Origin of the sequence: Methylocystis rosea (assembly GCF_003855495.1) — a bacterium.
Lineage (GTDB): Bacteria > Pseudomonadota > Alphaproteobacteria > Rhizobiales > Beijerinckiaceae > Methylocystis > Methylocystis rosea_A.
Genome location: NZ_CP034086.1, coordinates 2693694 through 2706391, shown reverse-complemented (window position 1 = coordinate 2706391; position 12698 = coordinate 2693694). Strand labels below are relative to the sequence as shown.

Below are 12698 nucleotides of genomic sequence, written 5' to 3'. Positions count from 1 at the left end.
AGCTCATGCATAAACTGTTGTTGTCGACTTCGGTGGCCGTACTCGCGCTCGCCGGCGCGGCGAAGGCCGACGATTTGCAGACCCTGCAGAAAGACCCCAAGCAGTGGGTGATGCCGACGGGTGATTACGCCAACCTGCGCCATTCCGCTCTTAAGCAGATCACGACCGAGAACGTCGGCAAGCTCGCGCCGGCGTGGCAGTTTTCGACCGGCGTTCTGCGCGGCCATGAAGGCGCGCCGCTCGTCATCGGCGACGTCATGTATCTGCATACGCCGTTCCCCAACAACGTCTATGCGCTCGACCTGAAGGATCCGGACCACAAGATCCTCTGGAAATACGAGCCCAAGCAAGATCCGTCGGTCGTGCCGGTGATGTGCTGCGACACGGTCAACCGCGGTCTCGCCTATGGCGACGGCAAGATTTTCTTGGCGCAGGCCGACACCACGCTCGTCGCGCTCGACGCCAAATCCGGCAAGCTCCTCTGGTCGGTCAAGAACGGCGACCCCTCCAAGGGCCAGACCTCGACCGCGGCGCCGCATGTCTTCAAGGACAAGGTGTTCGTGGGCATCGCCGGCGGCGAATTCGGCGTGCGCGGCCACATCACGGCCTATGACGTGAAGACCGGCCAGCAGGTGTGGCGCGGCTATTCGATGGGCCCCGACGCGGACACGCTCATCGAGCCGGGCAAGACCACCCATCTCGGCAAGCCGGTCGAGAAGGACTCAGGGATCACGACTTGGGAAGGCGATCAGTGGAAGATCGGCGGCGGCACCACCTGGGGCTGGTACAGCTACGATCCGGACCTCAATCTCGTCTACTACGGCTCGGGCAATCCCTCGACCTGGAACCCCAAGCAGCGTCCGGGCGACAATCGCTGGTCGATGACCATCTGGGCGCGCGACCTCGACACCGGCAAGGCGAAGTGGGTTTACCAGATGACGCCCCACGACGAGTGGGACTATGACGGCATCAACGAGATGATTCTCGCTGACCAGGACATGGGCGGCCAGAAGCGCAAGACTCTCGTCCACTTCGACCGCAACGGCTTCGCCTATACGCTTGACCGCGTCACCGGCGAGCTGCTCGTCGCCGAGAAATTTGATCCGGCGGTGAACTGGGCGAGCAAGGTCGATATGGACAAGAACTCCAAGACCTATGGCCGTCCGCTCGGCGTGGCGAAATATTCGACCGAGCAGAACGGCGAAGACGTCAATACGCAATATGTCTGCCCGGCGGCGCTTGGCTCCAAGGACCAGCAGCCGGCGAGCTACGACGCGACGACGGGACTGTTCCTGGTGCCGACCAACCATGTCTGCATGGACTATGAGCCGTTCCGCGTGAGCTATACGGCGGGCCAGCCCTACGTCGGCGCGACGCTGGAAATGTTCCCGGCGGGCAAGGACAAGGGCGAGACCCACACCGGCAACTTCATCGCCTGGGACGCCAAGGTCGGCAAGATCGTCTGGTCCAATAAGGAGCAGTTCTCGGTCTGGGGCGGCGCCACGTCGACGGACGGCGGCGTCACCTTCTACGGCACGCTCGAGGGCTATCTGAAGGCCGTCGACACCAAGACCGGCAAGGAGCTCTATAAGTACAAGACTCCGTCGGGAATCATCGGCAACGTCACCACCTATGAGTCCGGCGGCAAGCAGTATGTCGCGGTGCTCTCGGGCGTTGGCGGCTGGGCCGGCATCGGCTTGGCGGCTGGCCTCTCCAAGAGCAACGAGGGACTCGGCGCCGTGGGCAACTACGCGTCGCTGGCCAATTATACGGCTCTTGGCGGCGTCTTGACTGTCTTCGCTCTGCCAAACTAAGCAAGACGCGAAGCAATAAAAAGCCGGCGCTCGGCGCACCGTCAAGGTGCCGCCGAGCGTCGGCGTTTACACTGTGTGGGAAGAGAAGAGACCAAGGAGAGAGGTAATGAGATCGTCGCTTGCCGGAGCGTTGGCTCTGGGCGTCATCATGTGCGTGGGGACCTCCGCAATGGCCGAGGCGCCGGGAGACCCCAAGGCCGTCAAATCGACCGACGGCAAATATTTCGACGCCAAAGGCGACCCCACCTTCAACGTCGGCCCCGACGGCAAGGTGGACTGGTACACCTTCTCCGGCTATCGCCGTTATCACGCGGAATGCCACGTCTGCCACGGCCCCAATGGCGGCGGCTCGACCTATGCGCCGGCGCTCAAGGATTCGGTGAAGCGGTTCGACTATGCCGAGTTCGCCGGCATCGTCATCGGCGGCCGCCAGAACGGCAACAGCGTTATGCCGGCCTTCGCCGACAACAAGAACGCCTCCTGCTACATCGACGATCTCTATGTCTATCTGCGCGCCCTCTCGACCGGCGCCATCGAGCCCGGCCGTCCGGGGAAAAAGGAAGACCGCCCGGAGGCCTTCGCCAAGGCCGAGACCGAGTGCATGAATCAGAAGTAGGAGCGTCGAAACGATCGCATGATCCGCTTCACGCATCGGCGCGGTTTTTCCGCGCTGCTCTCGACGGGCTGGGCCGCCGCAATCCTCTTTGTGGCGGCCCCCGCCTCGGCGCAGCATATGGGGCCCGACGCCGGCGCCAAGGGCGACGACAATCAGGGTTCGATCGAACTCGTCGATCCCAAGACGCTGCGCGTGTGCGCCGATCCGAACAATCTTCCCTTTTCAAACGACAAGGGCGAAGGCTTCGAGAACAAGATCGCCGAATTCCTCGCCAAGAAGCTCGGCAAGGATCTCGCCTATACTTATTATCCGGGCGCTACGGGCTTTGTGCGCAACACGCTCAACGCGCATCTTTGCGACGTCATCCTCGGCATGCCGCAGGGCAATGACCTCGTGCAGACCACCAATCCCTATTACCGGACGACCTACGCCATCGTGACCCGGGCGGGCTCGGAGCTTGACGGCGTCAAGACGCTCGACGATCCCCGTCTGAAGGAAAAGCCGCATCGCATCGGCCTTGTCGCCAACACGCCGCCCGGCAATGTGCTGGCGATGAATGGTCTGATGGCGTCGGTGAAGCCCTATGCGCTGATGGTCGACACGCGCGTCGAATCCTCCGGCGCGGCGATGATGCATGATCTCGAAAAGGGCGAGATCGACGTCGCGCTGCTGTGGGGACCGATCGCCGGCTACTACGCCAAACAATCGAGCGTGAAGCTCAATGTCAGCCCTCTGCCGGAGACGCCCGGCGCCCGCATGGCCTTCCGCATCGGCTTCGGGGTTCGCCATTCCGATCAGAACTGGAAGCGCGAACTCAATACGCTGATCGCCCAAAACAAGATCGAGCTGGAGCGCATCCTTCGCGATTTTGAAGTCCCGTTGCTCGATGAGTCGGGACATGCGATCACCGTTCCGTGATGAGTCTGGCGAAACATTTGGCGAGCGGCCTTCTCGCGCTGTGCGCGGCGGTCGCGCTTTGCGCCGCGCCGGCTAGCGCCCAAGCGCCGCCGGAGCCGGAAGGCTACCGCCTCGACAATTATCACGCGCCGACGCCGGCGACGCTCAAGGGCGCGACCGTCCTCGACACCCCGCAGGCGTTTGAACTGTGGAGCGGCAAGAAAGCGGTTTTCATCGACGCGCTTTCGCGGCCGCCAAAGCCGGAAGGCCTGCCGAAGAACGCGGTATGGCGCGATCCGAAGCGCTTCGACATCCCTGGCAGCATCTGGCTTCCCGACACCGGGTTTGGCGAACTCTCCGAACCGATGGCGCGCTATTTCGAGCAAGGCGTGGCGCGCGCCAGCGGCGGCGACAAATCGAAGCCGCTCGTCTTCTATTGCCGCACCAATTGCTGGGCGTCCTGGAACGCCGCGAAACGCGCGCTCACCCTCGGCTATACGCATGTGCTGTGGTATCCGCCCGGCGCCGACGCCTGGGAGCAGGCCGGCCATCCGCTCGAGGAGCGCCAGCCCGAGCCGCGCGAGTAGGGCGCGATTTCAATTGAGGCTGGGGTGTCATTCCCGACGCTTCGCCTGAGCGAAGCGATCGGGAATCCAGAGCAAGGCCAGCGCTCACTCACACTTCTGGATTCCCGGTCAGGCCGTGGGCCTGCCGGGAATGACACGCAAACCAGCAGATCAATGGGGTCCGCCGCTCACTCCATCGCCTGCTGGATGGCGCGCGCGAGCGTTCCAAAACGTTGCTCGATCAGCGCCGGGCTTTCGCACACATAGCCGACCATGCGCCGCTGCTCCTCGAAGAGGCGCAGCCGCCACTGCACGGCTTCGCTCGCCTTTTTCATCGCTTCGGGGTCCGGGGGCTTTTGATCCTGCAGTTCGCGCAGCGTCTGCGTCTCCTGGCGCGCCGTCTCCGCCATGGCTTTCAGCCGCCGGCCTAAACGATCGAGCCCGTTGACCAGGTCGCGCCGCTCGTCATTCATGCGCTCATAGACGCCGGCGAACAGCGTCGTCAGGCGCTCCTTGCGCTTGTCGCCCGCCGATTTGGCGAACTGCGCGATAAGCGTCTCTGCTTCGTCCATCTGCGTGCGTCGCTGCGCGAGGCGCGTGACGAGATCGGCGATCGTCGCATCATCGCGCCAATGTTTCATAGCGGCGTCGAGCGGCGGACCGGCCCAGACGCCCCCGACCGCGACCTCGGGCACGCGCACCTGTCGGCACGGCCAATCGGGCTGGCTCTGTAGGGGCGGCGCCTGCGCCGCAGCGGCGTCGGCGAAAACGAGCAAGAAAAGCGCAAGACGCAGGCTAAGATGAATCATGAGGCTCGCCGGACGTCGCAGGATCGCGACGCGCTATAATGCCCCATGCAGATCATCCCCGTCATCGATATTCGCAACGGCGCGGTCATGCGCGCCCGCGCCGGCGCCCGCGACATCTACAAGCCAATCTCTACGCCGCTTGCGTCGACAAGTGCGCCGGCCGATGTCGTCGCCGGTTTCCTGACGCTTCATCCATTCGAGAAAATCTATATCGCCGATCTCGATGCGATCGAGGGACGCGGCGACAACCGCCGCGAGATCGGCGCGTTGTCCGAATGCTTCCCAGCGCTGCGCTTCATGGTCGACGCCGGCGCCGCGTCCTGCGACTGGCGCGGCGCAGCGCGCATCAACTGTGTGATCGGCAGCGAATCCTTGCGCGACAGCGACTCCCTGCATGCCGCGACGCATGATCCCAATGTCGTTCTCTCGCTCGATTTTCGCGACGAGTTTTTTTTGGGTCCCGATGCGCTGGACCAATCCCCCAAGCTGTGGCCGCGTCGGATCATCGTCATGACGCTCACGCGCGTCGGCGTCAGCGCGGGTCCCGACTTTGCGCGCGTCTCGCAAATCATCGCGCGCGCCGGCGATCGGCGCGTCTTTGCCGCAGGCGGCGTTCGCGACGCGGACGATCTTGAACGGCTTGAAGCGATTGGCGCCGCTGGCGCGCTGGTCGCGACGGCGCTGCACGATGGCGCTCTGACGCGCGCCGACCTCGACCGCTTCGCGTCGGCGCACAAAAAAAAAGGGAGCCCTGAGGCTCCCTTGTCAAGCGAACCGCCAAAGCTCAGTTGGCGGCGAAAGGATGTTTCGCGGTGACGCGGGCCGACAACACGCTGCGCGCGCTCGGATCGCCTTTCATCGCGCGGGCGATGGCTTCCTTCGTCGCCGTGTAGTTGAAGTCCTGAATCTTCTGATCGTCATTGGCGTCCCAATGGATGAACACGCCGACGCAAATGAAGAGATCGTCCGCCTGGCTCATCGGAATGACGCCCTCGGCGAGGCTGTCGGCGACCGCTTTGGCCACGCCATATTGCGCCGGGCCGAACATCTGAACGGCCTGTTTGGCGTTCTTGATGGTCACCTTGTTGAACATCATCGTATAGGGCTTCACCAACAGGTTCGGCGCGACGACCGCGAGCAGCGTCGTGAAGCCGTCCTTGTTGTTGACGAGGCCGTTGGCGAAGGCCTTCTCGGCGGCGGAGCCGCGTGGACCCATGATCAGGTCGATGTGCGCGACCTCATTGCCGTCGCCGACGAGCGATTCGCCGACGCTGGTCTTGCCGCTGCTGGACGTGAAGCCGGATGACGGCTTCGGAAAAAGCGCGCCCAGTATTTTCTCAAAGAACGAAGCCATAATCCATCCCTTCCGGTGCGTTCGCGTCCCTGCGGCGTCTTCGACTTTGCGCGCGCGGAATGCCCCTATTGCTGGTTGCGCCTTCCCTCAGAGAAGACGAAATTTCTGCTGGCGGCCGCCCCCGCGCGCCAGACTTTAGAACGCTGCGGCGTCATCGTTTTGCAGCCTGATGCTTGGCCGCTTAAGCGGCGGCGTCGGTCGGCTGCGAGCGCGGCGGCGGGGAGCGTTGGGCTCCCCGCTGCGCATGTTCTACGCGGTTCAGTTCGGCGCGAAGGGGTGCTTGGCTTCGTTGCGCTTGGCGACGACTTCCGAAGCCTTCGGCTCGCCCTTGACGGCGCGCGCGATCGCTTCCTTCGTCGCGGTATAATTATAGTCCTGGATCTTCTTGTCGTCCGAAGCGTCCCAGTGAATGAACACGCCGACCGCAATGAAGATGTCGTCGGCTTCGTCGACCGGGATCACGCCCTCGGCGACCGAATCCGCAACCGCCTTGGCGACGCCATGCTGCGCCGGACCGAACATCTGCACGGCCTGCTTGGCGCCCTTGATCGTCACCTTGTTGAAGAGGATCGTGTTGGGCTTGCACAGCAGGTTCGGGGCGACGACGGCGAGCAGCGTCGTGAAGCCGTCCTTGTTGTTGACGAGCGCATTGGCGAAGGCGAGCTCGGCCGCCGAACCGCGCGGACCCATGATCAGGTCGATATGCGCAACTTCATTGCCGTCGCCGACCAGCGACTCGCCGACCAGCATTTTGTTGATTAAAGCCATGTGTTCCTCCCAGAATTCCTCATGATCGCGCGCGCCATTCGGCCCCGAGCGACTCTATCCCCTCTTCGGCGCCGAGCGAAAAAGCCCGATCCGACCGGTGGTCAGATAGCCGCGAGTCCATCCCGCGCGCGGCGGACTCAACCATTTTTGCGCGGCCTTGCCAAGATGGCCCCAAGATAATCGGCGAAAAGAACCGCGACGGTCAGATCGGCGCTTGTGCCGGGATTCAACCCACGCTGTTTGAGCGCGCGATCGAAGTCCAACGCCAGTTCGAACGCCGCCGCGCGGCCTTTCGCGCTCTTGAAACTCTCTTCAAAACGCGCCGCCTCGCCGCGGACCGCCTCGGCGGCGGCGGCTCCATGTTTGCGCGCAATATGGCTATCCGGAAAAGCGGCGAGAAAGGCCGCATACACGCTCAGCGTTCCGAGCGCCGCATCGGCGCTTCGCGCGCGCGCCTCCGCGAGGGTCGTAAGGCCAAGGCCGAAGATATCACCAAAGCCGTTGGCGTATTGCCAGGCGATGCGGTCGCGGTCGGCGGCCGCCCGCATCGCTTCGAGGAGAGTCGTTTGCGCCGGCGCATGGACGTCGTGCTGCGGCGCATCTCCAAGTCCCGCCGGCCGCGCCTGGGCGATAGCGCGAAAGGCGTCGGCGGCGTCGTTGATGTCGAGCGCCTGCAGGACGCGCCCGGTCTCCCGGCGTAGATCGGCGCTTTGCGCGGTCGCGGCGGCCTGGGCCAGCGGCGCGCAGAGCAAGATAATGCCGAGATTGGTGTTCTGCCCGACTCGCGCCCGCGTCGCCTCGACCGCGCCGGCGATGCGCGCGCCAACGGTCGATTGCGCCGCTGCGATGAAGGGCGCGGCGGCCTTGGCGCTGGCGAGGAAATCCGCCGTGGTCATGCCATGGCCGTCGGCGAAGACATGGACGTTGCCGGGCTTGGGCGCCTGCAGCTCCGCCTCGCAGGCGGCGAGAAAGCCCGTCGCGATCTCCTGCGGGTCGGCCGCGAAATTCGCCACGTCAGCCGCGAAGGCGCATGCGCGTCATCTGCGCAAGCGCGTCGGCCGTGACTCTGTCGGCGATCGAGAAGGGCGTCACCCGCTGCAGTCCGCTCCAGCCCGCCATGCTGTTGACTTCAAGAACAAGCGGCGCGCCCCGCTCATCATTGATGATGTCGACGCCGGCGAAATCGACGCCCAGCGCCGCGGCGGCGGCGAGCGCGATCTCCGCCTCCCGCTCTGACGGCTCGACGGCGAGCGGCTTCGCCCCCTGCCGCACATTGGTGATCCAATGGCTCGAGCGCCTGCGCATGGCCGCGATGATGTCGCCGCCCGAAACGAGAATACGCATGTCTTCGAACGGCGGCCGCGCCGGGCCGACGAAGCGCTGCAGGTAGAACACGCCGCGCGCGTCCTGTAGCGACGGCAGATCGCTGTCGTTTTCGATCAACCGCAGACCCCAGCCCTGCGCCCCGAAAAGCGGCTTCATCACGAGGGGGCCCTGGGCGCATTCGCGCCGCGCGATGGCGCGCGCCTGCGCGAGAGTCTGCGCCGCGAAAGTCTGCGGCGTCGGCAGTCCGGCCTGCGCCAAAAGAAAGCTCGCCATGGATTTATCGGTGCAGCGTTCGATCGCGCGCGCGCTGTTGAGCACCGGAACGCCGAGCGCCTCCAGGGCGTGCAGGACGCCGAGCCGCATGGTGATCGCTTCCAGCGACCCATCGCCGATGGCGCGAACGATGGCGAGATCGGGCAGGTCGCGAAATCCGGGGATGATGAGCCCGTGGGCGCGGCCCGTCTCGATCTTGCAGGCGGAGAGCCTTACGGCGACGGCCGTTGCGCCTTGCCTGCGCAAGGCGCGGAGCGTGCGGATCACATGCCAATCGAGCTTGTCGGTGAAGACCGCCACGCGCGGCGGCGGCCCTCTATCCTCGCTCGGAGCGGTGGGGTCGGATCTATCGAGCAGGTCGAACGCAGTCACAAAACGCCCCGGCGATCACCCGCCAAACGATTTATCGAGCAGCGCCAGATTGACCTCGCCGGCGCGGAAGGTTTCGCCGGTCTCGACCGCCGTCACCAGCGCTTCGGCCGGCGAAAACAGGCTGCCGTCGATCTTATAGAAGTCGCCCTTATAAGCCTTGAAGATTTCGGCGAATGGCCGGCCGTAGTCGCGCGAGGTGTCGCTCGGCAGCTTCTCGGCGAGCTCCTTGGCGGCGGCCGCCGAGCCCTTCACGAAAAGATGCGCGCGCCCCGCATAAATGATCGCGTCATTGGTGCGGCCCATCGCCTGCACGAAGTCGGGGTGGGGCGGCGAGAGCGGCGCCGTCGCGACGCCGTCGATAATGTCGTCGAGCGGAAAATGCAGCTCATGCGCCTTGTGCAACGCGACTTCGAGCACCCGGCCGACCACCTGAACGCCGCCGGCGAGCGACTGCGTCGGGGCATAAATGAAGGCGACTTTGTCTGGCGTCACGCCTGAGCGCGCGGCGACCTTTTCGACGACTTCCTTGGGCGGCGGCGAAGCGCTTTCGAGGACGATGGTGACGCGGTCGGCGAGATCGCGATACGACAGCTCATCGAAGAGCTTTTCGGCCCGCGCCTGGGCGCGGCCTGGGCCCGACCCGAGAGCGAAGAATTTCTCGTGGCTCAGGCTCCAGCCGGCGTATTGGCTGGCAAGGCAGGCGACGACGGGATCGGCGCTGGTCACGGTCAGCCAAAACGGCCATTTGGGCGCAGCCGGCGCGTGGGAGAGGGTGACGCGCCCAAGTCCGCCCATGCAGATCTCGGTCAGCAGCAGGCCGGCCTCAATGCCGCCCGGGACCTTGGCGCCGGCGTCGATCAGCAATTCGCCGAGACTGCCGCGCTCGACGGCGATCCGATATTTCGCCGCGCCGGCGACGAGACGGTCGACCATCGCGCCCGCGAGAGCGTTGACGCTTTCGGTCGTACGGCCGCTGATGTTCAGGCTTCCGCTCACTTGTGGCCCTTCCCTTCTTTCGCTCTGTGGCGCTGTCCACCCTTGCCCGGCCGTTCTAAGCATGAGCCTGCAGCCGGTTCGAGCCTGAACTTATAGAGCTTTCCGCCGAAACGAAAGCCGGGCCGCGTCGCAGCGTGTCGCGGACGCGAACCGCTTGGCCAGGAAGTTTGAGGTCAATGTCACAAAATTTCAATCTTTGTGGGTTTATTAAGGCAACCAATCGGCTGCTGAAGCGTTGAGCATCGCTTGTGTGTTTCCGCACATCAAGCAGGCGGGTTTTGTGCGAAAAGCGACCAGTACGATACATTTTTACGCTGGAAGGAAGATCAGATGGATGTGCAGCCGACTGAACGGGACGTCGCCGAGCGTGCGGCTGGACATCTTGCATTAACCGACGTGTTTTACGTCGCGCTCGCGATTGCGGTCATTCTCTTCGGCAATGTGGCGCTCGTCCGCGCCATGGATGTCGCGCTGGATTCCTGGGTGCGGTAAATCCGCTGCTCGGAGAAGATAGTATCGAGAGATAGTAGATGAAGGCCCGCCGCGCGTGGGCCTTTTGCCGTTCTATCGGATTTCGCGGCTGACGCCGCGCTCAGTCGTCTTCCTCACTCGGCCTAAAGCGCGTCTTTTTCCGTATCAAAATCGAGGGCGACTCCCCCGGCTACTGGCGACTGGCCTTTCTCCCTCGCCTCGGCGAGACGGTCGAGTCGCACCATCGCCAAGCCTTCATCGGCGAGCCGCGACCCCGTGACCCCGATTTCGACGCCGCCGATGTGGATCGCTTCGCCCGGCGCCGGCGCTTCGCCTTGCGCGCGGTAGGGCGCGACCCGCCGGCGCACCAAGCCGCGATGCTTCATCCGCGACACGACCTCCTGGCCGACAAAACAGCCTTTCTTGAAATCGATCCCGGCGAGGAGATCCATATTGGCTTCGTGCGGAAAGGTTGCGCCATAGTCGAAATCGACGCCGCCGAGCGGCACGCCGGCATGAATGCGCCGGGCCTCGTAGGCGCTCCGCCCGTCCTGCGTCGGTATCTTGCCTTTTGCCGCGATGGCGCGGAATCCAAGCGGACCGCGCGGATCGGCGGCGATGACGACGGCCTCGACCTTCGGCGCTTCGGTCGAGTCGGGAAAGGCGATCGCTTCGAGGTCGCCGCTGCGGTTCGTCACCGTCACTTTCGAACGCAGCTTGTAAATGTTCAGACGTTTTTCGAGATCGGCGGCAAGGGCGAGCGGACAGTCAAGCAGATAGCCTCCTTCGCCCGCGGCAAAGACCAGAAAATCGAACAAAATCTTGCCCTGCGGCGTCAGCAACGCGGCGTAGCGCGCCTCTCCGGGCTTGAGCGCAGCTACGTCGTTGGTCACCAGATTATGCAGGAACTTGCCTGCGTCTTCGCCCGCAACCTCGATGATTGCGCGGTCATCGAGCAGAATCGCCGTCGTCATGTCTCTCTTCCGCCTCCGCCGCCAGCTGCTTGAGTCTCGCGCGCCTTTGGCGCATTAGCAACAAAACTCCACCCCGCGACGACATCGCAAGCGAGGCGCCACTCATGCCGCAGGTTTTCGACGTCATCCTCTCCGGCGGCGCGCTCGTCAATCAGGACGGGGAGGGCGCCCGCGACGTCGGCCTTCGCGACGGCAAGATCGCCGAGATCGGCGATCTGTCTCGCGCCTCGGCCGGTGAGACGATCGACTGTCGCGGCCTGCATATTCTGCCCGGCGTCATCGACAGCCAAGTGCATTTCCGCGAGCCCGGCGCCTCGCATAAGGAAGACCTTGAATCGGGGTCGCGCGGCGCGGTTCTGGGCGGCGTCGTCGGCGTTTTCGACATGCCCAACACCAATCCGCTGACGACAGGCGAAGCGGAGCTGGCCGACAAGGTGGCGCGCGCCACCGGTCGCATGCATTGCGATTTCGCCTTCTGGGTCGGCGGCACGCATGAGAACGCCCGTGACCTCAGCGAATTGGAGCGGCTTCCTGGCGCGGCCGGCGTCAAAGTGTTCATGGGCTCCTCGACCGGCTCGCTGCTCATCGCCGACGACGCCGGCATCGCGGAAGTGCTGTCGCATACGCGCCGGCGCGCCGCCTTTCACAGCGAAGACGAAGACCGGCTGAATCTGCGCAAGTCGTTGCGCATCTCCGGCGATCCGTCGTCGCATCCGGTCTGGCGCGACGTCGAGACGGCGGTGCGCTCGACGCGTCGGCTCATGAACATCGCGCGCGAGAAGGGCGCCCTCGTGCATGTGCTGCACGTGACGACCGAAGAAGAGATCGCGCTGCTCGCCGAGCATAAGGACATCGCCAGCGTCGAAGTGACTCCGCATCATTTGACGATGGACGCGAGCGACTATGCGCGGATCGGCACGCTGGCGCAGATGAATCCGCCGGTGCGCGAGGCGCGCCACCGCGAAGCCCTCTGGCGCGGCGTCGCGCAAGGCGTCGTCGATGTGCTCGGCTCCGATCATGCGCCGCATACGCTTGAAGAGAAGGCCAAGCCTTATCCCAATAGCCCCTCAGGCATGACGGGCGTGCAGACGCTCGTTCCGCTGCTGCTCGATCACGTCAACGCCGGTCGATTGACCTTGCAGCGCTTCGTCGACCTGACCAGCGCCGGTCCGGCGCGGCTCTTCGGCATCGCCGGCAAGGGGCGCGTCGCGGTGGGCTACGACGCCGATCTCACCGTCGTCGACATGCAGCGGCGCGAGACGATCCGCAATTCCTGGATCGCTTCGCGCGTCGGCTGGACGCCCTATGACGGCAAGGAAGTCGTTGGCTGGCCTGTCGGGACGTTCGTGCGCGGCGCCAAGGTCATGTGGGAAGGCGAACTCGTAACGCCTTCGCATGGCGCGCCGATGCGTTTTCACGCGGCGCTCGGCATTAAATGATCCGCTCTCGCCTCAGGTTCGCA

Annotated in this window: 14 protein-coding genes; 7 read left to right on the top strand and 7 right to left on the bottom strand. The window is 64.5% G+C overall.

The annotated features are described in order from the left end of the window. Window positions 1-5 precede the first annotated feature (5 nt). The 4 genes from xoxF5 (at window position 6) to EHO51_RS13090 (ending at window position 3914) form a co-directional block, all read left to right on the top strand. Window positions 6-1814 (top strand): lanthanide-dependent methanol dehydrogenase XoxF5, encoded by a 1809-nt coding sequence (gene xoxF5, locus EHO51_RS13105; protein ID WP_124739254.1) that lies wholly within the window; start codon window positions 6-8, stop codon window positions 1812-1814. A 148-nt stretch (window positions 1815-1962) separates the two neighbouring features. Continuing rightward, window positions 1963-2430, top strand: a complete 468-nt coding sequence (locus tag EHO51_RS13100) for a c-type cytochrome, methanol metabolism-related (RefSeq protein WP_029652131.1) — start codon at window positions 1963-1965, stop codon at window positions 2428-2430. 18 nt (window positions 2431-2448) lie between these two features. Next, window positions 2449-3348: a substrate-binding domain-containing protein gene (locus EHO51_RS13095; RefSeq protein ID WP_124739253.1), complete on the top strand. Its 900-nt coding sequence runs from the start codon at window positions 2449-2451 to the stop codon at window positions 3346-3348. Next, entirely contained in the window at window positions 3348-3914 is a 567-nt protein-coding gene (locus EHO51_RS13090) for a PQQ-dependent catabolism-associated CXXCW motif protein (protein WP_124739252.1), read from the top strand. Before EHO51_RS13095 ends, EHO51_RS13090 begins: the two co-directional genes overlap by 1 nt. Before the next feature lie 167 nt (window positions 3915-4081). On the opposite strand, the gene EHO51_RS13085 is transcribed toward EHO51_RS13090, so the two are convergent. Next, a complete protein-coding gene (locus EHO51_RS13085) occupies window positions 4082-4702 on the bottom strand; it encodes a hypothetical protein (RefSeq protein ID WP_124739251.1) in 621 nt (206 codons plus the stop codon). 45 nt (window positions 4703-4747) lie between these two features. Between EHO51_RS13085 and EHO51_RS13080 the strand changes: the two genes are divergently transcribed. Next, complete coding sequence (locus tag EHO51_RS13080) at window positions 4748-5518, top strand: HisA/HisF-related TIM barrel protein (protein WP_124739250.1); 771 nt, start codon at window positions 4748-4750, stop codon at window positions 5516-5518. Here the strand turns inward: EHO51_RS13080 and fae (EHO51_RS13075) are convergent. The 5 genes from fae (EHO51_RS13075) to mch form a co-directional block, all read right to left on the bottom strand. After that, window positions 5487-6056: a formaldehyde-activating enzyme gene (fae, locus tag EHO51_RS13075; protein WP_124739249.1), complete on the bottom strand. Its 570-nt coding sequence runs from the start codon at window positions 6054-6056 to the stop codon at window positions 5487-5489. The two genes, EHO51_RS13080 and fae (EHO51_RS13075), sit on opposite strands and share 32 nt — an antisense overlap. A gap of 258 nt (window positions 6057-6314) precedes the next feature. Next, a complete protein-coding gene (gene fae / locus EHO51_RS13070; RefSeq protein WP_018406101.1) occupies window positions 6315-6824 on the bottom strand; it encodes a formaldehyde-activating enzyme in 510 nt (169 codons plus the stop codon). 137 nt (window positions 6825-6961) lie between these two features. Further along, window positions 6962-7837, bottom strand: a complete 876-nt coding sequence (locus EHO51_RS13065) for a triphosphoribosyl-dephospho-CoA synthase (RefSeq protein ID WP_124739248.1) — start codon at window positions 7835-7837, stop codon at window positions 6962-6964. A gap of 1 nt (window position 7838) precedes the next feature. Then, window positions 7839-8795 carry an ATP-grasp domain-containing protein gene (locus tag EHO51_RS13060; RefSeq protein ID WP_245434593.1) on the bottom strand — a complete coding sequence of 319 codons (957 nt, stop codon included), beginning with the start codon at window positions 8793-8795 and terminating at the stop codon, window positions 7839-7841. 15 nt (window positions 8796-8810) lie between these two features. Next, complete coding sequence (mch, locus tag EHO51_RS13055; protein ID WP_124739247.1) at window positions 8811-9791, bottom strand: methenyltetrahydromethanopterin cyclohydrolase; 981 nt, start codon at window positions 9789-9791, stop codon at window positions 8811-8813. A 330-nt stretch (window positions 9792-10121) separates the two neighbouring features. On the opposite strand from mch, the gene EHO51_RS20545 reads away from it, so the two are divergent. Next, window positions 10122-10283, top strand: a complete 162-nt coding sequence (locus tag EHO51_RS20545) for a hypothetical protein (protein WP_164479397.1) — start codon at window positions 10122-10124, stop codon at window positions 10281-10283. Window positions 10284-10405: 122 nt separating this feature from the next. Here EHO51_RS20545 and EHO51_RS13050 read toward each other — a convergent pair whose 3' ends face one another. Further along, window positions 10406-11236, bottom strand: coding sequence for a YgfZ/GcvT domain-containing protein (locus tag EHO51_RS13050; RefSeq protein ID WP_124739246.1), 831 nt, complete (start codon window positions 11234-11236; stop codon window positions 10406-10408). Between the two features lie 104 nt (window positions 11237-11340). Between EHO51_RS13050 and EHO51_RS13045 the strand changes: the two genes are divergently transcribed. After that, the gene (locus EHO51_RS13045) at window positions 11341-12675 is read left to right on the top strand and encodes a dihydroorotase (RefSeq protein ID WP_124739245.1); all 1335 of its coding nucleotides are present in this window, start codon (window positions 11341-11343) and stop codon (window positions 12673-12675) included. Window positions 12676-12698 lie beyond the last annotated feature (23 nt).

Excerpts from the sequence above, each read along its gene's own strand:
- EHO51_RS13090 (WP_124739252.1), top strand. The coding sequence starts at position 3,348 with ATGAGTCTGGCGAAACATTTGGCGAGCGGCCTTCTCGCGCTGTGCGCG.
- EHO51_RS13050 (WP_124739246.1), bottom strand. The coding sequence starts at position 11,236 with ATGACGACGGCGATTCTGCTCGATGACCGCGCAATCATCGAGGTTGCG.
- EHO51_RS20545 (WP_164479397.1), top strand. The coding sequence starts at position 10,122 with ATGGATGTGCAGCCGACTGAACGGGACGTCGCCGAGCGTGCGGCTGGA.
- xoxF5 (WP_124739254.1), top strand. The coding sequence starts at position 6 with ATGCATAAACTGTTGTTGTCGACTTCGGTGGCCGTACTCGCGCTCGCC.
- EHO51_RS13100 (WP_029652131.1), top strand. The coding sequence starts at position 1,963 with ATGTGCGTGGGGACCTCCGCAATGGCCGAGGCGCCGGGAGACCCCAAG.
- EHO51_RS13085 (WP_124739251.1), bottom strand. The coding sequence starts at position 4,702 with ATGATTCATCTTAGCCTGCGTCTTGCGCTTTTCTTGCTCGTTTTCGCC.
- EHO51_RS13045 (WP_124739245.1), top strand. The coding sequence starts at position 11,341 with ATGCCGCAGGTTTTCGACGTCATCCTCTCCGGCGGCGCGCTCGTCAAT.
- fae (WP_124739249.1), bottom strand. The coding sequence starts at position 6,056 with ATGGCTTCGTTCTTTGAGAAAATACTGGGCGCGCTTTTTCCGAAGCCG.
- EHO51_RS13080 (WP_124739250.1), top strand. The coding sequence starts at position 4,748 with ATGCAGATCATCCCCGTCATCGATATTCGCAACGGCGCGGTCATGCGC.
- fae (WP_018406101.1), bottom strand. The coding sequence starts at position 6,824 with ATGGCTTTAATCAACAAAATGCTGGTCGGCGAGTCGCTGGTCGGCGAC.
- EHO51_RS13095 (WP_124739253.1), top strand. The coding sequence starts at position 2,449 with ATGATCCGCTTCACGCATCGGCGCGGTTTTTCCGCGCTGCTCTCGACG.